Annotated in this window: 14 protein-coding genes; 6 read left to right on the plus strand and 8 right to left on the minus strand. The window is 70.4% G+C overall.

The annotated features are described in order from the left end of the window. Positions 1–1,305 carry an ABC transporter substrate-binding protein gene (locus ACFYZ3_RS32055; RefSeq protein ID WP_388525062.1) on the minus strand — a complete coding sequence of 435 codons (1,305 nt, stop codon included), beginning with the start codon at positions 1,303–1,305 and terminating at the stop codon, positions 1–3. Positions 1,306–1,443: 138 nt separating this feature from the next. Between ACFYZ3_RS32055 and ACFYZ3_RS32060 the strand changes: the two genes are divergently transcribed. Continuing rightward, positions 1,444–2,493 carry a LacI family DNA-binding transcriptional regulator gene (locus ACFYZ3_RS32060; RefSeq protein WP_388525065.1) on the plus strand — a complete coding sequence of 350 codons (1,050 nt, stop codon included), beginning with the start codon at positions 1,444–1,446 and terminating at the stop codon, positions 2,491–2,493. A 19-nt stretch (positions 2,494–2,512) separates the two neighbouring features. Here ACFYZ3_RS32060 and ACFYZ3_RS32065 read toward each other — a convergent pair whose 3' ends face one another. Next, positions 2,513–2,992, minus strand: a complete 480-nt coding sequence (locus tag ACFYZ3_RS32065) for a tautomerase family protein (RefSeq protein ID WP_388525069.1) — start codon at positions 2,990–2,992, stop codon at positions 2,513–2,515. Positions 2,993–3,063: 71 nt separating this feature from the next. Here ACFYZ3_RS32065 and ACFYZ3_RS32070 point away from each other — a divergent pair, with 71 nt between their 5' ends. Next, positions 3,064–3,981 carry a LysR family transcriptional regulator gene (locus ACFYZ3_RS32070; protein WP_388525072.1) on the plus strand — a complete coding sequence of 306 codons (918 nt, stop codon included), beginning with the start codon at positions 3,064–3,066 and terminating at the stop codon, positions 3,979–3,981. A gap of 125 nt (positions 3,982–4,106) precedes the next feature. Here ACFYZ3_RS32070 and ACFYZ3_RS32075 read toward each other — a convergent pair whose 3' ends face one another. From ACFYZ3_RS32075 to ACFYZ3_RS32090, 4 genes are all read right to left on the minus strand, one after another. Beyond that, a complete protein-coding gene (locus ACFYZ3_RS32075; protein WP_388525075.1) occupies positions 4,107–5,984 on the minus strand; it encodes a GNAT family N-acetyltransferase in 1,878 nt (625 codons plus the stop codon). Between the two features lie 121 nt (positions 5,985–6,105). Then, positions 6,106–7,038, minus strand: a complete 933-nt coding sequence (locus tag ACFYZ3_RS32080; protein ID WP_388525078.1) for a hypothetical protein — start codon at positions 7,036–7,038, stop codon at positions 6,106–6,108. A 4-nt stretch (positions 7,039–7,042) separates the two neighbouring features. Continuing rightward, complete coding sequence (locus tag ACFYZ3_RS32085) at positions 7,043–8,146, minus strand: NlpC/P60 family protein (protein WP_388525081.1); 1,104 nt, start codon at positions 8,144–8,146, stop codon at positions 7,043–7,045. 181 nt (positions 8,147–8,327) lie between these two features. Then, positions 8,328–10,052, minus strand: a complete 1,725-nt coding sequence (locus ACFYZ3_RS32090; RefSeq protein ID WP_388525084.1) for a carbohydrate-binding module family 20 domain-containing protein — start codon at positions 10,050–10,052, stop codon at positions 8,328–8,330. Positions 10,053–10,414: 362 nt separating this feature from the next. Between ACFYZ3_RS32090 and ACFYZ3_RS32095 the strand changes: the two genes are divergently transcribed. Next, a complete protein-coding gene (locus ACFYZ3_RS32095; RefSeq protein WP_388525270.1) occupies positions 10,415–13,396 on the plus strand; it encodes a carbohydrate binding domain-containing protein in 2,982 nt (993 codons plus the stop codon). A 194-nt stretch (positions 13,397–13,590) separates the two neighbouring features. On the opposite strand, the gene ACFYZ3_RS32100 is transcribed toward ACFYZ3_RS32095, so the two are convergent. Both ACFYZ3_RS32100 and ACFYZ3_RS32105 read right to left on the minus strand, forming a co-directional pair. Then, positions 13,591–15,111 (minus strand): hypothetical protein, encoded by a 1,521-nt coding sequence (locus ACFYZ3_RS32100; protein WP_388525087.1) that lies wholly within the window; start codon positions 15,109–15,111, stop codon positions 13,591–13,593. Positions 15,112–15,610: 499 nt separating this feature from the next. Then, positions 15,611–15,970 carry a hypothetical protein gene (locus tag ACFYZ3_RS32105; RefSeq protein ID WP_388525090.1) on the minus strand — a complete coding sequence of 120 codons (360 nt, stop codon included), beginning with the start codon at positions 15,968–15,970 and terminating at the stop codon, positions 15,611–15,613. 94 nt (positions 15,971–16,064) lie between these two features. Between ACFYZ3_RS32105 and ACFYZ3_RS32110 the strand changes: the two genes are divergently transcribed. From ACFYZ3_RS32110 to ACFYZ3_RS32120, 3 genes are all read left to right on the plus strand, one after another. Continuing rightward, the gene (locus ACFYZ3_RS32110; RefSeq protein WP_388525092.1) at positions 16,065–16,268 is read left to right on the plus strand and encodes a hypothetical protein; all 204 of its coding nucleotides are present in this window, start codon (positions 16,065–16,067) and stop codon (positions 16,266–16,268) included. Between the two features lie 432 nt (positions 16,269–16,700). Then, the gene (locus ACFYZ3_RS32115) at positions 16,701–17,606 is read left to right on the plus strand and encodes an endonuclease/exonuclease/phosphatase family protein (protein ID WP_388525095.1); all 906 of its coding nucleotides are present in this window, start codon (positions 16,701–16,703) and stop codon (positions 17,604–17,606) included. A gap of 38 nt (positions 17,607–17,644) precedes the next feature. Continuing rightward, complete coding sequence (locus ACFYZ3_RS32120; RefSeq protein WP_388525098.1) at positions 17,645–18,655, plus strand: LacI family DNA-binding transcriptional regulator; 1,011 nt, start codon at positions 17,645–17,647, stop codon at positions 18,653–18,655. Positions 18,656–18,867 lie beyond the last annotated feature (212 nt).

The raw sequence follows: 18,867 nt of genomic DNA on the forward strand, positions 1-18,867 counted from the left end.
TCACTCGGTCGGGAGGGCCTGCATGGCCTTGACGAAGCCGTCCGTGTCGAGCTGTCCGTTGAAGAACTGCTGGATGGCCTTGTGCAGGTCCGAGCTGGCCTTCTGCGGGTACGCCTGGTCCCAGGACAGCTGGAAGGACGGGGCCTTGGAGACGAGGTCGTACTGGAAGCGCGAGTACTCGGGGGTGCCCGAGCTGTCGATGAACTTGTCGGTGTTGGTCGTGGTCGGCAGGTTGCCGATGTCGAGCTGCGCCTTGACGAACTCGTCGGAGTACATGAGCTTCAGGAACTCGGCGACCGCCTCGGGGTGCTTGGTCTTCTTCATCACCGAGTAGTAGTTGTTGGTGTTGCCGGCGACGTTCCCCGGGTCGCCCTTGCCGCCCTCGACGCTCGGGAAGGCGGTGTAACCGAGGTCCTTCTCGGCGAACTCCTTGTGGTCCGTGAGCTGCTGGGAGTAGTACCAGGAGCCCATCAGCTCGAAGCCGGCCTTGCCGGAGGCCACCAGCTGGACGGAGCCGCCGTTGGTGTACTTGACGGAGTCGTAGTTCTTGCCGAAGGCGCCGGTGTCGACGAGCTCCTTGATCATGTCCAGGGCCTTCTTGCTGTCCGCGCTCTCCCAGGCGCTCTTGTCGCCGCCGACGGCCTTGGCGAACAGCTCGGGACCGGCTATGCGGTCGTAGAGGTACTGGAACCACATCTGGGTCGGCCACACGTCGCCGCCGCCGAGCGCGATCGGGGTGACACCCGCGTCCTTGAGCTTGTCCACCGCGGCGAGCAGCTCGTCCCAGGTCTTCGGCGGCTGGACGCCCGCGTCCTCGAGGACCTTCTTGTTGTGGAAGAGCAGGACCGGCTGGGTGCCGCGCATCGGTATGCCGTACGGCTTGCCGTCGACGACGGCGCTGTTGAAGACGGACGGGAGGAACTTGTCCTTGAGGCCCGGGTCCTTCTTGATGAAGTCGTCGAGCGGCAGCAGCAGGTCCGCCTTGACGAACGGCTTGATGCTGCCCCCGCCCCAGTTGAAGAAGACGTCCGGGGCCTGAGGGGTGTTGATGATCGTCTGGAGCTTCGTCTGGTAGTCGGCACCGGGGATGGTGTCGAGCACCGCCTTGACGTCGGACGTCTTGTTGAAGGTGTCGACGATTCTCTGTTCGACCTTGTTGCTGGCGTCCCCGTAGACCAGGACATGGATCTTGCCGTCGTTCGACGACGCCCCGCCGTCCCCGTCACCGCAGGCCGACAGGCTCAGCGCCAGGGCGAGCGTCGCACTGGTGGCGACCAGTCTGGGCAAGCGCGCACGTGTCTTCATCGTTCGCCTTTCGAAAGTTTCGGCACCATCACCGAAAGTCCATGCTGGTCGGACAGTAAAGTGAGACCGGATTTCTGGTCAATGGCCGTGCGGCTGCCGACTCAAAACGTTATCGATCGCATGCCCTATCCTTCCTGCATGCACGATGAAGTTGAGGTGGGCGCCCGGGTGACCCTGGCCGAGGTGGCGAAAGAGGCGGGGGTCTCTCCTCCGACAGTTTCGAAGGTCCTCAACGGTCGTTCGGATGTCTCCAGCGCCACCCGGGCCAGGGTGGAGCGGCTTCTCGAGGTGCACGGCTACCGTCGGCGCAACGCGAGCCCGCCGCGCTCGCCGCTGGTCGAACTCGTCTTCCACGAGCTGGACAGTGTCTGGGCGATGGAACTCGTCCGGGGCGTGGAGGACGTCGCCAAGGCCAACCGGACCGAGGTCGTACTCACCCGCAGCGGCACCCGGCACGCACCCGCGCCGGACTGGATCGAGGGCGTGCTCAGGCGCCGGCCGCTGGGCGTCGTGCTGGTCTTCTCCTCGCTCCCCGCCGAGGTCAAGCAGCGGCTGCGGTCCTGGGACATCCCCTTCGTCATCGTCGACCCGGCCGGCGACCCCGACCCCGACGTCCCGTCGGTCGGCTCGGCCAACTGGGCCGGGGGGCTGGCGGCCACCCGCCACCTCACCGACCACGGACACGAACGCGTCGCCATCATCACGGGGTTCGAGGACATGCTGTGCTCACTGGCCCGGCTCGACGGCTACCGCTCGGCGATGACGATGGCGGGCCTGCCGATCGACCCGGCCCTGGTCCGGTACGGCGACTACAGCATGGAGAGCGGCTTCGAGCACGGCATGGACCTGCTCGCGGGTCCCGACCGGCCGACGGCGGTCTTCGCGGGCAGCGACCTCCAGGCGCTCGGGGTACTGGAGGCGGCCCGCGTCAGGGGCCTGCGGGTCCCTCAGGACCTCTCGGTCGTCGGCTACGACGACGTGCCGCTGGCCCAGTGGTCGAGCCCGCCGCTGACCACCGTCCACCAGCCGCTGCGGCACATGGCCGAGGAGGCCACCCGCATGCTCTTCCGACCGGACGAGCCCGGCCGGGCCGGCCGGCGCATCGAGCTGGCGACCCATCTCGTCGTACGGCAGAGCACGGCGCCGCCGGGCGGGGCTCCCGCCGCGCCCGGCGGCGCGGACACCTGACGAGGAACCGCGGCGGCTCCTACCGGCCCCGGTCCTCGGGCACGCCCGGCACACCCGGCGCACCGGGCCGGTCGGGCAGGTCGGGCACGTCGGGCACGTCGGTCATGCGCTCGTCGTAGCCGGTGGCGGGGTCGACGACGCGGCCGGCGGCCCACCAGTTCTCCCTCGCCGTCTCGAAGGCCACCAGCATGACGTCCTCCTCGGGGACGTCCGCGTACAGCCGGAGGTTGGCGACGATCGCCCGGAACAGTTCCGCCTTCTGCTCCGCGCCGCGCCGGTTGAACGACAACTGGATGAACAGGGTGCGCGGGGTGCGCCGCAGGCCGAACACGACCGGCTGTATGACGAGGTTGTCGTCCGCGACCTCGTGGAAGACGTGGAACTGGTCGTCCTGCGGGATCTTCAGCACGTCGACCATGGACTTGTGGAGGGCCTCGGAGACGAGGCGCCGGAACTGGGGTGTGGTTCCCTGCCGCAGGGAAACGGTGATCAGAGGCATGGCGCCGACGCTAGGAGCCGGGCAGGCATTCCGACAGCGAATGTTCGGCATGGCGGATATGCTGCCGCCTCATGGGCATGGCCGATGTGACACTGGCCGGGCTGCGGGTGCTGCGTGAGGTGGCCGAGCGCGGCACCTTCACCGCGGCCGCGCACAGCCTCGGCTACACGCAGTCGGCGGTCTCCCGGCAGGTGGCCGCGCTGGAACAGGCCACGGGAGCCCGCCTGTTCGACCGCTTCCCCGGCGGTGTGCGGCCGACCGGTGCGGGCCGCGCCCTGCTGCGCCACGCCGTCGCCGCGCTGGACGCCCTGGAGGCGGCCGACCGGGAACTGCGCGGGGTGCGGGACGCCACCGGCCGGGTGCGGCTGGGGTACTTTCCCGCCGCCGGAGCGGTGCTCGTGGCCGACGCCCTGTCGGCGCTGCGCCGGGAGCACTCCCGTCTGCGGGTGACGACACGTGAGGGGAGCACTCCCGCACTGGTGCGCGCGCTGCGCAGCGGCACCCTCGACCTGGCGCTCCTGACCTCGCGGCCCCCGCACCGCTCGCCCGACACGGACGACCCTCCCCTGCACGTCGAACCCCTGCTGGAGACGCGCCTGGCCCTGGCCGTTCCGGCGGACAGCCGCTTCGCCGAACGCGGCACCGCGGACGTCGAGGACATCGCCGCTCAGCCCTGGATCGCCGGTCCCGGCAGCATGGACGAGCCGCTGCTCGGCGTCTGGCCGGGGCTGCCCGGCCGGCCCCGCATCGCGCACACCGCCCGCGACTGGCTGACCAAGCTGCACCTGGTCGCGGCCGGGGCGGGCGTCACCACGGCCTCACCGGCGCTGCTGCCGGTGGTCCCGCCAGGCGTACGCTTCGTCGACGTCACGGGCGTGGCGGAGGAAGTACGACGTATCGACCTGGTGTCGCTGCCCGGCCGCGTCACGGCGCCCGCCGGGTCACTGGTCAACGCCCTGCGACGGCGCGCCGCCGACCTGACCGGCTGACACGCGGGCCGGCCGGGCCTCATGCCCGCCGGCGGGGCCGTGATCTCGGCCCGTCCGGGGGCGGAGGCCGCATCGACCCGTGTACCGGGTCGCCGCCTGTCTGGCCTAGGACCCCGACGCCGGGGTCAGGCGCCCTCGTGGCGCCAGACCATGCTCCGTCCGGCCTCCGCGGCGGTCTGCGGCTCGTCCGCTTCGATGCGGAGCAGCCGGTACCCGATCCGGGGCGGTATCGCGGCGCTTCGGGCGTTGGCCTGGTCGCAGTGGATCTCGATGGCCTTGACACCGGGGAGCCCCAGGCCCTCCTCGGTCAGCGCGGCCGCGGCCCGGGTGGCGAGTCCGCGGCCGGTGGCCGAGGAACAGACCCAGTAGCCGATCTCCAGGACGCCCACCTCGCCGTTCGGGAACATCGCGCCCCCGCCGAGCACCTGGTCGAGACGGTCCGGCGGGGTCAGCACGTAGACGAAGGACCGCCCGGCGTCCCAGTCCGCGTCCTGTTCGGCGCGGAACCGCTCGGTCTCCTCGCGGGTGGGCGGATGCTGGGCCCAGCGAAGCCACTCACCCAGATGCTCGACGTCGGCGGCGACGGCGTCGATGAACGCGTCGTCGGAGACCAGGGAGCGCCGTCGCAGTACCGAGCCGTCCGGCAGTGCGATGTTCTCTCGTGGAAGCCCGGAACGTAGCCCCTGTGTCATGGCTGCATCCTGGCCCACCCGGCCGGCTGTTTGAAGAGGACCTCGGTGCAGCTCCATGGCCTGCCGGAAGTCGTCGAGGGCCTCGGTGAACTCCGTGGCGGCCACGTGGAAGGTGGCGCTGCTCGTCAGGACCGTGGCCAGGGCCCTGCCCCCGGCGACCGCGTCCTGCCGACGCAGGTCCCGGGCCAGAGCCACGCCCTCGTCGAACAGCTCGCGCAGCCGCGCCTTCTGCCACCCCCAGGACAGGGCCCAGCGCACGGTGAGCATCCGGTGCAGCCGGATCTGTTCCGCCAGGCGGTCCGGGCCGTCCGGGCCGTCCGCCGCGCGGAGCGCGAGTCGGTCCACGTCGGCCCGGAGACTCTCACGGCTCTGGAAGTAGCGCTCCCTCACGTCGGGCGACCAGTGATGGACCCCGGTGCCGACAGGCGGGCGGGGCTGTCCGGCCGCCGGTCGCTCGCTGTCGGCGACGGACATGAAGAACAGGAGGGCCCAGAACGCGGCCTGGTATCCGCTCCACGACTTCGCCTCCTCCTCCCCGTGGGCTGCCAGCTCCTGGAACAGGGCGAGCGCCTCCTGACGGACCGCCGTCGCCTCGGCCCGGCGGAGGACGCCGTCGAGCATCTGGGCATACCGGATCAGCAGGTAGAGCCGGCAGGCCCGCGTCCCGTCCTTCGCGGCCTCCGCCGCCGGCACGGCGAGCAGTTCCGCCACGGCGGTCAGCGCCTCGTCGGACCGGCCCGCGGCGTCGAGGGCGGCGATCCACTCCAGCAGCGTCCAGGCGAACGTGCCGTCCTGCGGGCCGTGGGGGCGTCCGCGGGCCACGGACTCCGACAGCACGTCCGCGGCTTCCGCGTAGCGGCCCTCTTCCAGGAGGCCGGTGGCCCACGGGGACAGTCCCCACACCGCCCCGTCGCCGGACGACTCGGCCCGCGTCCGCCCGACGGCGAGCATCTCGGCCCGCACGGCGAGGCCTTCGGCACGACGGCCGAGGGTGTAGAGCGCGAGTTGGCAGCCGTCGAGGGCGTCGTACAGCACGTCGGCGTACTTGGGGTGGGCCGGATCGAGGGCGTGTGCGGCGGCCACCGCCTCCTCACACAGAGCGAGTCGGTCCTCGGGGCGGTCCCGGTACACGCGGTCGTGGCTGAGATTCCGCAGCGCGCGAGCCAGCCGCGGCAGATACGCCGCAGGGCTGACGCGCGAGAGCACCCGGCAGGCGTCGACCTCCTCGCGTGCGGTCCGTCGTCCGGACGCGAGGAGTATGTTCCGCGCGCGCACGACGCTGTCCTGATCGACCTCTGTGGGCTTGGGCACGACGACGATTCTCAGCCTCGCCCAGGCATCGGGGAAGGCCGGCGAGCTGTGCCGTCCGTCCTACGAAATCCGCCTCTGAACTGTCATGATGGACATGGTTTCGCCTCCTGGCGGACGGCCCTCAGGAGGACTGTCCGGGGAACCTGCCGGCTCGTCGGGTGAAGCGGCGCAGACCGCGCCGGGCGGGTTTGAGGGGCTTGTCCTCGGGGGCGACGGCGGTGGGGGCCGAGCCGCTGCCCGCGGGCAGGGCCGCCGCCGCGTGCACGGACTGCGGCGGTACGGAACGGCCGCCTTGTGCCAGCCGGGTCCGCACGGCCTGGGCCATGGCGTGGTGGGACGCCTCCTGGAGCAGGCCGGCCTCGGACAGCCGCTCCCACATGTGCAGCAGTTCCTGCCCCCGGGTGGCCACCTGGCTCTCGTCCCACAGCCGTTGCCATGCCGCGGTGGCACGGGCCACGTCGGGGGCGGCCCGGTTCAGGTCGGTGCGGCAGCGGATACGGGCGACGGTCAGCGCGAGGACGGTGGAGAGCATGTGGTCGCCGCGCAGGTACGCGAGGTAGGCCTCGATCGCCCGTGCCTCCAGGGAGAGTTCGTCCTCGGCACCGCGGCGCAGGGTCAGGTGTTCCCGCAGTGCGCTGGCCAGGACGAACGCGGCGTGCAGTTCCTCGCGCTGCGCGTGCTGGATGATGCGCTCGACGCGGGCGAGCGGCGGGAACGCCTCCTCCTCCGCGGCGGTGCGCTCCCGCCCGGGCGGGAGGTCGTCCTCGTCGGCGATGGTCCGGCTGGAGCCGTCGGGGTGGACCCGCAGGCGCGCCACCTGCTGCACGGTGCGGTCGATGACGGTGGCCGCGACCGGGGCCCCCAGGGTCCGGGCGAACATGGCGACGGCGTCGAGGATCGCCTCGTTGGGCGGCCGCATGCCGCCCATCTCCAGCAGGTGGCCGTTGACCACCGTCGAGCCGTCCTCGGCCACGTAGGCGTCGAGGCGGATCAGCGGCGGGGCGGCCAGCGCGGGCAGGTTCCCCTCGTCACGGGGGGTCAGCGAGTGGGTCATCCGGTCAGGCTCCGGGTCGTACGACGCCGAGGACGGGCATGGAGGCGGCCGGCGCGGTCGTGATGTTGCGGCCGGGCCGCGGTGCGTGGACGATCTGTCCGCCTCCGATGTACATGCCCACGTGGGTGGCGTCGTTGTAGTAGATGATCAGGTCTCCGGGGCGGGCCGAGGACAGACTGACACGGGTCAGGCCGCCCCACTGCGCCTGCGAGGTGCGGGGAATGGGGTGCCCGGCCGCCGCCCAGGCCGCGGAGGTGAGTCCGGAGCAGTCGTACGAGGACGGGCCCACCGCGCCCCACACGTAGGGTTTGCCGATCTGCGCCATCGCGAAGCCCACGGCCTTCCCGGCCGCTCCGCTCACCTGCGTCCCGCCGCCCGGCGCCCGCCCCTTGCCCCTGCTCTTCCCCGAAGAACCGCCGGAGGAGCCGCCGGACTCCGTCCACCTGGCCTCCGCCTCCTGGGCGCGCTGCCTTTCCAACGCGGCCAGCCTGCGGGTCTGTTCCTCCTCGAGTCCGGCCTCGATCCGCTCGGCAGAGGCGATCTTCTTCTCGATCTTCTGCTTCGCCGCGGCCTTGTCCGCACGGCTGCTCTTCAGTTCCCGCAGTTCCTTCGAGGCGGCCTCGGTCTGTTCGCCCAGTGCCTCGCGGGCGGTCTTCTGGGTCTCGGAGACGTTGACCAGGCCGCGCATGGCCTGGCGGGCCTGGGACGCCTCGTCGAGGGCCTGTTCCGGGTGGTCCCCGAGCAGCAACTGGATGCCGGTGGCGGCGAGATCGCCCCCGCGGTACTGGGTCCGCGCGGCCGCGCCGGCGAGGTCGCGCAGGTCCTTCACCCGCTTCTCGGCACGGGTGAGGTCCTTGCGGAGGGTCGTCAGCCGCTTCTCCTGCTTGGCCGCCTTCTCGTTCGCGGCGTTGTAGGCCTCGGTGGCCACCTCCGCCTCGCGGTAGAGGCCGTCCAGTTCGTCGCGGATGTCCTCGATCGACTTGTCGGTGCGCGGGTCGGGGTCGCCCGGCGCCGCGTAACCGGGGCCGGGCAACAGGATGATCGCGCAGACGAGGGCTGCCGTGGCGCCCCGACTCCGTAACCGTCTGCCGCCGGTCGACACGTTCATGAACTCCACTCTCAGAGGTCGCGTGCGGGCGGACCGGACGGGCGGCTGCCGCCGCGGTCGCCACCGCGGGTGGCGCGGTGGGCCGTTCGGGCCTTGAACACACTACCTTCCCCCGAACGGCCCACCCCGGTCTCCCCATGTGTGTCGGCTTGCTCACACGCAACTGTTCACCGGGCAGTACTCAGTTGCGCCAGGTGTCGTCGAGAGCGGTCTTCGTGGTGTTCACCGTCGCGGTGCGGTTGGCGCCGCTCTCCCAGGTCACGTTGCCCGCGCCGTCCTTGCGGAGGTACTTGTACTCGAAGGTCGTGCCCGCGGGGAGTTCGACGTCCCGCTTCCACACCGGGTAGGCGGCCGGGTCGAGTTCGAGGGCGCCGGCCGGGTTCCAGTTGCCCAGTTCCGGCCGGTTGCCGGTCACGTAGATGTTCTGTCCCCAGCTGGTGGTGGCGTCGACCGCGAAGGACACGCCGGAGGACACCGGGTCGGGGTCGCCGGGATCGCCGCCGCCGTCACAGGTGCGGGCGCCGACGTGCAGGGCGACGGCAGTGTTGGCGCCCAGGGTGGCGGTGAACCGGCCTGCCCCGTCGACCGTGACACCTTTGCCCGTCTGGACGTCGCAGTAGTCCCCCGCGGGCAGCGAAGTCTGGAACGTACGGGTCAGCGAAGTGCCCTCGTGGTTGATGGCGACGTACGCCTTGGAGCCGCGGCCGAAGGCGATCTGGTCGCCGCCGTTGTCCCACCAGTCGGTCACCCCCTGGCCGCGTGCGGTGTTGCGGAGGCCGACCATCGAGGAGATCTCGCGCCAGGCGTGCTGGCACTTCCATCCGTCGCTGTAACAGGCGTTCACCTGACCGCCGTTCGGCGGGCCCGCGTCGTGGTCGCTGAACTCGTAGCCGGAGTGGACGTCGGGGCTGCCGTACGGCCAGGCCAGCATGAAGACGTGCGCCAGGGTGTAGGTGGCGCCGTCCTTGTAGGTGAGGGTCTCGCCGTTGCGCTCGGTGTCGTGGTTGGTGACGAAGACGGCGGCCTTGTCCGAGGGCAGATGGCCCCAGGCCTCGCCGAAGTTCTTCAGGTACGCGAGGTTCTCGTTGTTGAAGACGCGCTTGAGGTCGCGTGCGTAGCGGAACTCCTGTACGTCGCCGCTGCCGACGTACTCGGCCGGGGACACGGCCTCGCCCGCGCCGTAGATCGCCTCGTGCTTCCAGTAAATGTTGGGGTTGGTGAGCCGGGACTTGATGTCGGCGAGGTCGGCGGCGGCCATGTGCTTGGCGGCGTCGATGCGGAAGCCGTCGACGCCGAGGGACAGCAGGTCGTTGAGGTAACCGGCGATCTTCCCCCGGACGTAGTCCTCCCCGGTGTCCAGGTCCGCGAGGCCGACCAGTTCGCATTCCTGGACGTTGAAGCGGTCGCCGTAGTTGTTGATCTGCGAGGTGCAGTTGTCGAGGTCGTTCGACGAGTAGAGGCCGGGATAGTCGTACTTGGTGTACGACGAGCCGCCGGTACCCGTGCCGCTACCGGCCGACATGTGGTTGACGACCGAGTCGGCGACGACCTTCACCCCGGCCGCGTGGCAGGTGTCGACCATGCTCTTGAACTGGGCGCGGTCACCGAGGCGGCCCGCGATCCGGTAGCTCACCGGCTGGTACGAGGTCCACCACTGTCCGCCCTGGATGTGCTCCTGGGGCGGTGAGACCTGGACGTAGCCGTAGCCGGCCGGGCCGAGGCTGTCGGTGCACGCCTGGGCGACGGAGGTGAACTTCCACTCGAACATCACCGCGGTGACGTCCTTGTCTCCGGGCGGGGAGGCCTGGGCCGGTGCCGCAGTGGCCAGCAGGCTGCCGGCCACGCCGGCGGTGAGGGCGAGCGCGGTGGCGGTGATTCTTCGCGCTGGGCTGGTGATCCCGTGCATGGAGTCTCCCGTGTGAGGATGCGGGTGTCCCGGGTGCGGTGCCGACGGTGTCTGGGGAGTCGACGGGTCGGCACACACTTGCAACGTGTTGCAGCAAGAATTCTGCAAGCGGTTGCGATCGTGACCGTAAGGGCGGCCTTCAACCACGGTCAACCCCTCCCGCACGCCGGAAAGTTGAAACGCGACCCCTTTACGACGTCGCCGCGTACGGGTAACTTCCCGCTGCCGTAAGAGGTTTCTGCAACTTTCCGTTCACCCTTTCAAGCCCTCCGCGTTCGATCGCCCGCCTGCTGCTTCGCCCGCCACCCCCGGAGACACGCATGAGACGCACGAGACGCACGAGACGCATGAGACGCATCTGTATGCGGTGGCTCGGACGGCCGTTGGCCGCGGCCGTCGCCGCCGGCGCCGTCCTGTCGGTGGTGCCCGCCCCACCCGCCGCCTTCCCCGCGACAGACCCCACCGCGGCGGCGGCCGAGGCCGACCGCACGGCGACGGTCTTCTACTACACGAAGACGAAGAACTGGGACCGGTACAACCTGCACTACGCACCCGACGGCGGCTCCTGGACCGAGGTCCCCGGTGTGGCGATGGAGGCCGCGTGCACGGACTGGGTGAAGAGGACGGTCCCGCTGGGCAGCGCCGAGGGGCTGCGGGCCACCTTCAACAACGGCTCGGGCACCTGGGACAACAACGGGGGCGCGAACTACGCCCTCGGCACCGGAGCCATCACGGTCAAGGACGGCGTGATCGCCCACTCCGACCCCTGTGCCGGGGGCCAGGATCCCGGCCCGGCGCCGGGAGACGGCAACCGGGCCACCGTCTACTACTCCACCCGCACCCTCGGCTGGACCACTGCCAACATCCACTACCGGCCCGCGGGCGGCTCCTGGACCGCCGTCCCCGGCGTCGGCATGCAGACCGCCTGTGCGGGCTGGTGGAAGAAGGACGTCGACCTGGGCGCGGCCACCTCGATGACGGCCGCGTTCAACAACGGCAACGGAGTGTGGGACAACAACAAGGGCACCGACTACACCCTGCCCGCCGGCGTCACCACCGTCGCCGACAACACGGTCACCGCCGACGCCGACGACCCGTGCGCCGAGGAGGTGCCCGACACAGAAGCGCCGACCGTTCCCGCCGGGGTGAGCGCCCGGCCCGACGGCGTGTCCGTCGTGCTGACCTGGGAGCCGTCCACCGACGACACAGGGGTCGCCAAGTACCAGGTGACCCGCAGCGGCGGCACCGGGGGCGAGATGGTGAGCGACGTCGGCTCCACCGTCTTCTCCGACACCGGCCTGGAGGAGAACACCACCTACACCTACACCGTCAGGGCGACGGACGCCGCGGGCAACGTCTCCGCGGCCTCGGCCGCCGCGATCGCCACCACCGGCACGAAACCGCCGACGCCCTCGGCGGGCAAGCCCCTGGCCACCGATCCCCGAAAGGACCCGATCTACTTCGTCCTGACCGCCCGCTTCAACGACGGCGACAGCTCCAACAACCGCGGCGGCAGCCAGCACGAGAGGTCCGGCAACGCGGCGAACGACGACCCCATGTTCCGGGGCGACTTCAAGGGCCTGGTGAACAAGCTCGACTACATCAAGGGCCTCGGCTTCTCCGCGGTGTGGATCACTCCGGTGGTGCTCAACCGCTCGGACTACGACTACCACGGCTACCACGGCCACGACTTCTACCGGGTCGACCCGCGTCTGGAGTCCGCCGGCGCCTCCTACCAGGATCTCATCGACGCCGCCCATGCCAAGGGCATGAAGATCTACCAGGACGTCGTCTACAACCACTCCTCCCGCTGGGGCGCCAAGGGCCTGTTCACCCCGACCGTCTACGGAGTACGCGACTCCCAGTGGAGCTGGTACTACGACGAGGAGCAGCCCGGTTTCGAGTACGACGGCCTGACCGTCGAGCCCAAGAGCGGCAAGTCCTACTACAACGGCGACCTCTGGTCGACCGCCGAGCCGACCGGCAACACCTGCGTCGACTGGGGCACGCCCACCGGCGCCAAGAGCCCCGAGGGCTACACCATCTACAACTGCCAGTGGCCCAGCCCGACGTCCGGCATGTTCCCCAAGGCGCTGTACCACGACTGCTGGATCGGCAACTGGGAGGGTGAGGACTCCCGTTCCTGCTGGCTGCACGAGGACCTCGCCGACTTCAACACCGAGAACCCCCAGGTGCAGAACTACCTCATCGGCGCCTACGACAAATACATCGACATGGGCGTCGACGGATTCCGCGTCGACACGGCCGTGCACATCCCGCGCACCACCTGGAACCGCCGCTTCCTGCCCGCGATCCAGGAGCGCGTGGCCCAGCAGCACGGCGCCGAGGCGGCGAGGAACTTCTTCGTCTTCGGCGAGGTCGCCGCCTTCGTCAACGACAAGTGGAACCGCGGCTCGGTCAACCACTCGGCGCAGTTCTACACGTGGAAGGAGCGCAAGGAGTACAGCGCCGACGACGCGAAGGCGGCCCTGGAGATGTACGAGTACGAGCAGCAGCAGGGCACGGCCAACCAGCCCACGTCCGCCAACGCCTTCCTGGAGGGCAACAGCTACCACACCCCGGACCACAGCCGCTTCTCCGGCATGAACGTCATCGACATGCGCATGCACATGAACTTCGGTGACGCGAGCAACGCCTTCCACAACGGCAAGGACTCCGACGACAGCTACGACGACGCCACGTACAACGTCGTCTACGTCGACAGCCACGACTACGGCCCGAACAAGAGCAGCGAGCGTTACACGGGCGGCACCGACGCCTGGGCCGAGAACATGTCCCTGATGTGGACCTTCCGCGGCATCCCCACCCTCTACTACGGCTCGGAGATCGAGTTCCAGAAGGGCAAGAAGATCGACTGCGGCCCCACCTGCCCCCTCGCCACGACGGGCCGCGCCTACTACGGCGACCACCTCGCCGGCGACGTGGCGGCCTCCGACTTCTCCCGGGTCGACTCGGCCACCGGCGCCGTCGCCACGACACTGGCACAGCCCCTGGTCAAGCACGTACAGCGGCTCAACCAGATCCGCCGGGCCGTCCCCGCCCTCCAGACGGGCCAGTACTCCACGGAAGGCATCTCCGGTGACATGGCCTTCAAGCGGCGCTACACCGACGGCGACACGGACAGCTTCGCCCTCGTCACCGTCTCGGGCGCAGCCACCTACACGGGCATCCCCAACGGCACCTACCGGGACGCGGTCACCGGCGACACCCGCACCGTCACCGACGGCCGCCTCACCGTCGCCGCACCCGGCAAGGGCAACCTGCGGGTGTACGTCCTGAACGGTCCCGGGAAGATCGGAGCGGACGGTCCCTATCTGAAGTAGGCCGCCGGGAGCCTCCGACGTGGGGCCGGCAGCGTTCGCGGTCGGCCCCACACTTCACAGCGCTCGTTTGCCCACAGCCGCAACGGCCTCAGCAAACTCAGACGTTGCAGCTCGGAGAAGGTCGCCGCCTTCCGCTGGCGGTTCGGCGGGTGTGGCGCAGGTCCCTGCGGGCTGCCGGGCCGCGCGTGGGTTCACTACGACGGCTTCCTCTTCTTGGGCTTCTCCCCGAGGCCCGGCAGCGGACGGGCGTCTCTCAGCGTGCCGCCCTTCTTCTTCGCCCGTGCCTTCTTCCCCGGATTCGCAAGCGCCTGGCGCTTCCGCTTGCGCTTCGTCACCCCGCTGTTCAGCCAGTCGCGTGCCGTCCTCATCTCCCGCAGCAGTTTGGTGCGTTCGGATTTCGGCAGGGTGACTATCGAGTCTTCCGCCTGTTCGAGAAGCCCCACTACGAGCCTTCTGTCCTGCCTCTCCCGTGCACCGCGCAGAGCCTCAGAGAGTGGTGTGACCTCCAGTACCGGGGCGCGGGCCTCGACATGGACGATGGTTCGCCACGTCGTCGGCTCGGCTCCCTGCACGGAGATCCGTCCGTCGGTGGTGAGCGCCAGACGCGCCGGAGCGGTGCGAGACGGCATTCCGTACACGGCGAACGCCCGGTCGGCCTCCCGCTGACACCAGCGCTTCAACACCTGTGCCGTGGCCGGTGTCCCGCCCCCGACAGCGGCGACGACTTCCCGGATGTAGGGCGGTGGTTCTCCCGCGCCGGTTCTCAGAAGGGCCGACAGTAGCGGTGTGCCCTCTTCACCAGCCTGTTCCACGGCGAGGAGCAGGCCGACCCGGTCCTGCAACGAAGTCTTCAGCAGGTCACTACCAGCCGTGCGACACAGCGCCTCCCAGGTGGGCCGGGTCCGGAAGCGTGCGGCGCTGATCAGCGCCCTCCTCAGCGCACGAACCTGGTCGTCGCGCGACCTCGGCGCCGCCGCGGGACCTGCCGCATCGAGAGGTCGCGAGCCTGATGTACGGCGTCGCAGTCCGGCTCCTGGCACGCGCAGCCCCTCGGGAGTGATGACGCAGGCCCGGAGTGGCACCCATTCGGTGCTGTTGCGGGGGCCCTCCGCCCGGAGGCGGATGTGCCGCGCCGCGCCATGTGTCTCGAAGCGGAAACGGAGCAGATATCCGTACTCGTCGCACAGTGCTTCCATGGTTTCCGGTTGCACGGTGCTCGGCCCGAAGGCCCAGTCGAGGGTGTCGGCCTCGCCCGTCAGCCGATCACGTGCGCTGGTCCACTCGGCGTGAGAGAGCTTGCTGAACTGGAAGCGTACGTGCTGCTGCCTGCCGTTCCCGACACGGAAGTCGACGGCGTCGCCGGGTCCGGACCCGAGATCGCGTGAGGTGGCACGTCCTTTGATCCCGAGTCTGCCGGTCCAGGCGGCGAGGTCGTCCTTGATGAAGAGGTGGTCGGCGCTGTTGGCGCCCGTGGCCGTGCGGTGGCAGGAGGTGTGGGGCCGGTGGGCGAAGTGGCAGACCTTGTCCCGGTACAGGCGGTCGGAAAGCTCGTTGCCACAGCCGCCGAGCTGAGTTCCGCACCAGTAGGTGTATGTACGGTGACCGCGGCGCCACCGCAGCAGTTCGTCAGCGTCGGTCGGCAGAATGATCGCCCGTCCCGAGTTCGGGCTCCCGATCACCGCGGTCTGGACGAGTCTGCTGTCCGGCCCACTCACTGCTTCCCCCGGGAACTGTCCGCACCCGTCGGGGGCGACGTCACACTGATCACTTCGGCACCAGTATGTGATCCGTACACCCACTTCACAAGCTGCCCCCTATTCCAGCTGCTGTTCGGAGGACGCCCAGTCGTCGCCGCCCTCCCCCACGGCACCTGGACCGCGTACGGCGATCTGGCAGCCTTCCTCGGTTCCGGCGCCCAGGCCGTGGGAAACCACCTGGCCAACACCCTGGGTGTGGCACACGCGTACCGGGTTCTCACCTCCGAGGGCAAGGTCTCCGACGGCTTCCGGTGGGCGACGCCCCAGGACGCCGGAAGCGACGACGTCCGCGCCCTGCTGACCGCCGACGGCGTCCGCTTCACGGCCACCGGGTCCGCCGACCCGGCCCAGCGGCTCACCGCCGACGACGATCGGGCGGACGGTGAGGACACCGCTCAGGACGCGACCGCGGAAACACCGGGCGAGGAGACCCGTGCCGAACGCTTCTTCCGCCAGCTCAACCGCGGACGACTCCCCCGGAACGGTCGAAGCGGTACGCGCCCTCTTCGCCCACTGGGAAGGACTCGGCGGCTGGATCGGCCTCGGCGTCCGGGGGCGTCGCGGGCAGGCGCTCGCCCCTTGCGTCGTTGACTTCGATCTTCAGCGTCTCGGGAGTCAGGGTCAGGGCGAGGCGTGCGTTCCTGCCCTGCACCCGGCCGTGCAGGGCGGCGTTCGCGGTCAGCTGCGCGATGAGGAGGGAGGCCGTGGCCATGTCGTCGTCGGCGGGCTCCGTCCCCGTCCGTCCCCGGTGTGTGGCGAGCCAGCGTTCGGCGGCGTGGGGTGCGGTGTGCGCGCCCCTGGCGGTGGTGGGGAACATGGTGCGGAAGTGACCTGTTCCGACGGTCGGTTCACCCGCTGAGACGGACGGCACGGACGAGGTCGCCGACCTGATCCGGGCCCTCGGCCCCCAGATGCTGCTGGATGAGGAGACCAGCGCCCGCGACGGCGTCATCCCCCGCACGGAGGTCATCGAACGCTACCGCGTCACCGACCCCGGGCGCTGCGCCCGCGCGGAACTCAGGGCACCCTCACTGCTCTTCGTGGCCGCGACCCGCGCCCGCGACGCGCTCCGCATCAGCTGGCACGACAAGCCGAGTCCGTACCTGCCGGTCTGAGCCGCGCTGCGGCCTCGCCAGTGGGCCGGCGTTCAACGCCGTCGTGTGCGAACGCGGCCCACTCGCGAGAAAGCAGCGGGTTCAGCCGAGGTCCTCCAGCAGCAGATCGAGTGCCGCCTCCTCGTGCGCCGGGCGGTCCCCAGGGTGTTCATGGCAGCGCCAGTTCCGGGTCGGCCGCCCGCATGGGCCACGGTTCCGCTCAGGGGAACGCGCCAGGGCGAGGGCCCACTGATCGCCTTGCCCCGGGAACCCGACCAGTGCAGTGGATCGTCCTGACGGGCAAGGACGAGTGGACGGAAAGCAATGGTGGAGCGGGCGGGCCGTGGTGCGGCTTCGGCGGTGAAGACGGTGCGACGGTGGGTGAGACGGCCGGGATCGACTCAGCGGACGAATGAGCCGGGCCCGTCTGCCTGGAGGCGCGGGCGTGGACGGGTGCTCGCCGGGCTGGCGGTGTGCACCGCTCTCCTGCTCTCGTTCCACCGTTCGGTGCCCAACCGCGTGGGCGGGCTGGGGAGTCTGCTGGAGTCCTTCCTGCCGTGGCTCGGCGTGGTCGTCGTGGTGCTGCTCGTCCTGGCGCTGGTGCGCCGCTCGGCGCTCGCCCTGGTGGCACTGCTCCTGCCGGCGGCCGCCTGGACGTACCTCTTCGGCGGGCTGCTCCTGCCCGCGCCGGAGCCCGGCGCCGACGACCTGGTGGTGGTGCAGCACAACGTCAGCGACGAGAACACCGACCCGGCGGGCACGGCCCGCGCGCTCGCCGGAACCGGGCCCGACCTCGTCGCCCTGGAGGAACTGGTGCCGCCGGCACTGGAGGTCTACGCGAAGACCCTCACCCCCGACTATCCGTACCGGACGGTCCGGGGCACCGTCGGGCTCTGGTCGAAGTATCCGCTCTCCGGTTCACGTCCTCTGGACATCAAGCCGCGGGGCATCGAGGAGAAGTGGCAGCGGGGGCTGCGGACGGTGGCGCACACGCCGCAGGGTGAAGTCGCCGTCTATGTCGCGCACCTGCCGTCGGTCCGGGTGGGGGTGAGCGGTCTCGCGTCGTCCTGGCGGGACGAGAGCGCCGGCCTGCTCGGGGACGCCCTCGCCGCGGAGGAGCTGCGCAGGGTGGTAGTGCTGGGCGACCTCAACGGCACGGTCGACGACCGAGCGCTGGATCCCTTGACGACCCGGCTCACCACGGCCGAGCGAGGCCTCGCCCTCAGCTTTCCCGCCGGTCTGCCGCTGGCCCGGATCGACCAGGTGATGGCCCGCGCCGGGACCGTCGGCGCCCTGCGCACCCTGCCCGCCACCGGCAGCGATCACCTTCCGGTCGTCGCCCAGATCTCCTGGGACTGAAGCAAGCCGCTTGCGGTGTTTGCGTTAGCCTTGCGTTTGTGACGCGACGACTTGCTCAGGTGGCGAAGAAGGTTGGGGTCAGCGAGGCCACGGTCAGCCGGGTGCTCAACGGCAAGCCGGGGGTCTCGGAGACGACCCGACAGTCCGTGCTCAGCGCGCTGGACGTCCTGGGCTACGAGCGGCCCACCCAGCTGCGGGGCGAGCGCGCCCGCCTGGTCGGCCTGGTCCTGCCCGAGCTTCAGAACCCGATCTTCCCCGCGTTCGCCGAGGTCATCGGCGGCGCGCTCGCCCAGCAGGGGCTGACCCCGGTGCTGTGCACCCAGACCAAGGGCGGCGTCTCCGAAGCCGACTACGTCGAGCTGCTGCTCCAACAGCAGGTTTCCGGAGTGGTGTTCGCGGGCGGCCTGTTCGCGCAGGCGGACGCCCCGCACGACCACTACCGGCTGCTCGCCGAGCGCAACATCCCCGTGGTGCTGATCAACGCGTCGATCGAGAACCTCGACTTCCCGTGCATCGCCTGCGACGACGCCGTCGCCGTCGAGCAGTCCTGGCGGCACCTGGCGTCGCTGGGCCACGAGCGCATCGGCCTGGTCCTTGGCCCCTCCGACCACATCCCCTCCCGCCGGAAGCTGGCCGCCGCCCGCGAGGCGGCCCGGGCCGCCGGCGCGGAACTGCCCGAGGAGTTCGTCGAGCGGGCCATGTTCTCCCTGGAAGGCGGCCAGGCGGCCGCCACCCGCCTCCTGGCACGCGGCGTCACCGGCATCATCTGCGCCAGCGACCCCCTCGCCCTCGGCGCCGTCCGCGCCGCCCGCCGCCACGGACACCACGTACCCCACGACGTCTCCGTCGTCGGCTACGACGACTCCGCCTTCATGACCTGCACCGAACCACCCCTCACCACCGTCCGCCAACCCATCGAAGCCATGGGACGCGCCGCCGTCGACCTCCTCTGCGCACAAATCCAAGGCACCGAAGTCCCCCACGGCGAGCTGCTCTTCGAACCGGAACTCGTGGTCCGGGGCTCCACCGCCCAGCCCGCCGCCGACTAGGGACCTCTCAGCACCGTCCTGCGACCGCAAGTCTCTTGCAGGAAATGACAGTGGCTTGCGACTACCCGACGTAGCGCGTGAAAGCCGCTGATCCGAGGCATGCCCCGGCGCCTGTCCGGCCCTCACCCACCCCACCCGGCCCTTCGGCAGGCCCACTTCGCGCTGTCCATCCCGTAGACGACTCAACATTTCTCTGCAACTCTGCGAGCGCT

This window comes from Streptomyces sp. NPDC001599 (assembly GCF_042893535.1).
Classification (GTDB): Bacteria; Actinomycetota; Actinomycetes; order Streptomycetales; family Streptomycetaceae; genus Streptomyces.

Bases quoted from the DNA above. Each gene is read 5' to 3' on its own strand.
- ACFYZ3_RS32090 (WP_388525084.1), bottom strand. From the start codon at position 10,052: ATGCACGGGATCACCAGCCCAGCGCGAAGAATCACCGCCACCGCGCTC.
- ACFYZ3_RS32070 (WP_388525072.1), top strand. From the start codon at position 3,064: ATGGGCATGGCCGATGTGACACTGGCCGGGCTGCGGGTGCTGCGTGAG.
- ACFYZ3_RS32080 (WP_388525078.1), bottom strand. From the start codon at position 7,038: ATGACCCACTCGCTGACCCCCCGTGACGAGGGGAACCTGCCCGCGCTG.
- ACFYZ3_RS32060 (WP_388525065.1), top strand. From the start codon at position 1,444: ATGCACGATGAAGTTGAGGTGGGCGCCCGGGTGACCCTGGCCGAGGTG.
- ACFYZ3_RS32065 (WP_388525069.1), bottom strand. From the start codon at position 2,992: ATGCCTCTGATCACCGTTTCCCTGCGGCAGGGAACCACACCCCAGTTC.
- ACFYZ3_RS32110 (WP_388525092.1), top strand. From the start codon at position 16,065: ATGCTGCTGGATGAGGAGACCAGCGCCCGCGACGGCGTCATCCCCCGC.
- ACFYZ3_RS32105 (WP_388525090.1), bottom strand. From the start codon at position 15,970: ATGTTCCCCACCACCGCCAGGGGCGCGCACACCGCACCCCACGCCGCC.
- ACFYZ3_RS32055 (WP_388525062.1), bottom strand. From the start codon at position 1,305: ATGAAGACACGTGCGCGCTTGCCCAGACTGGTCGCCACCAGTGCGACG.
- ACFYZ3_RS32095 (WP_388525270.1), top strand. From the start codon at position 10,415: ATGCGGTGGCTCGGACGGCCGTTGGCCGCGGCCGTCGCCGCCGGCGCC.
- ACFYZ3_RS32085 (WP_388525081.1), bottom strand. From the start codon at position 8,146: ATGAACGTGTCGACCGGCGGCAGACGGTTACGGAGTCGGGGCGCCACG.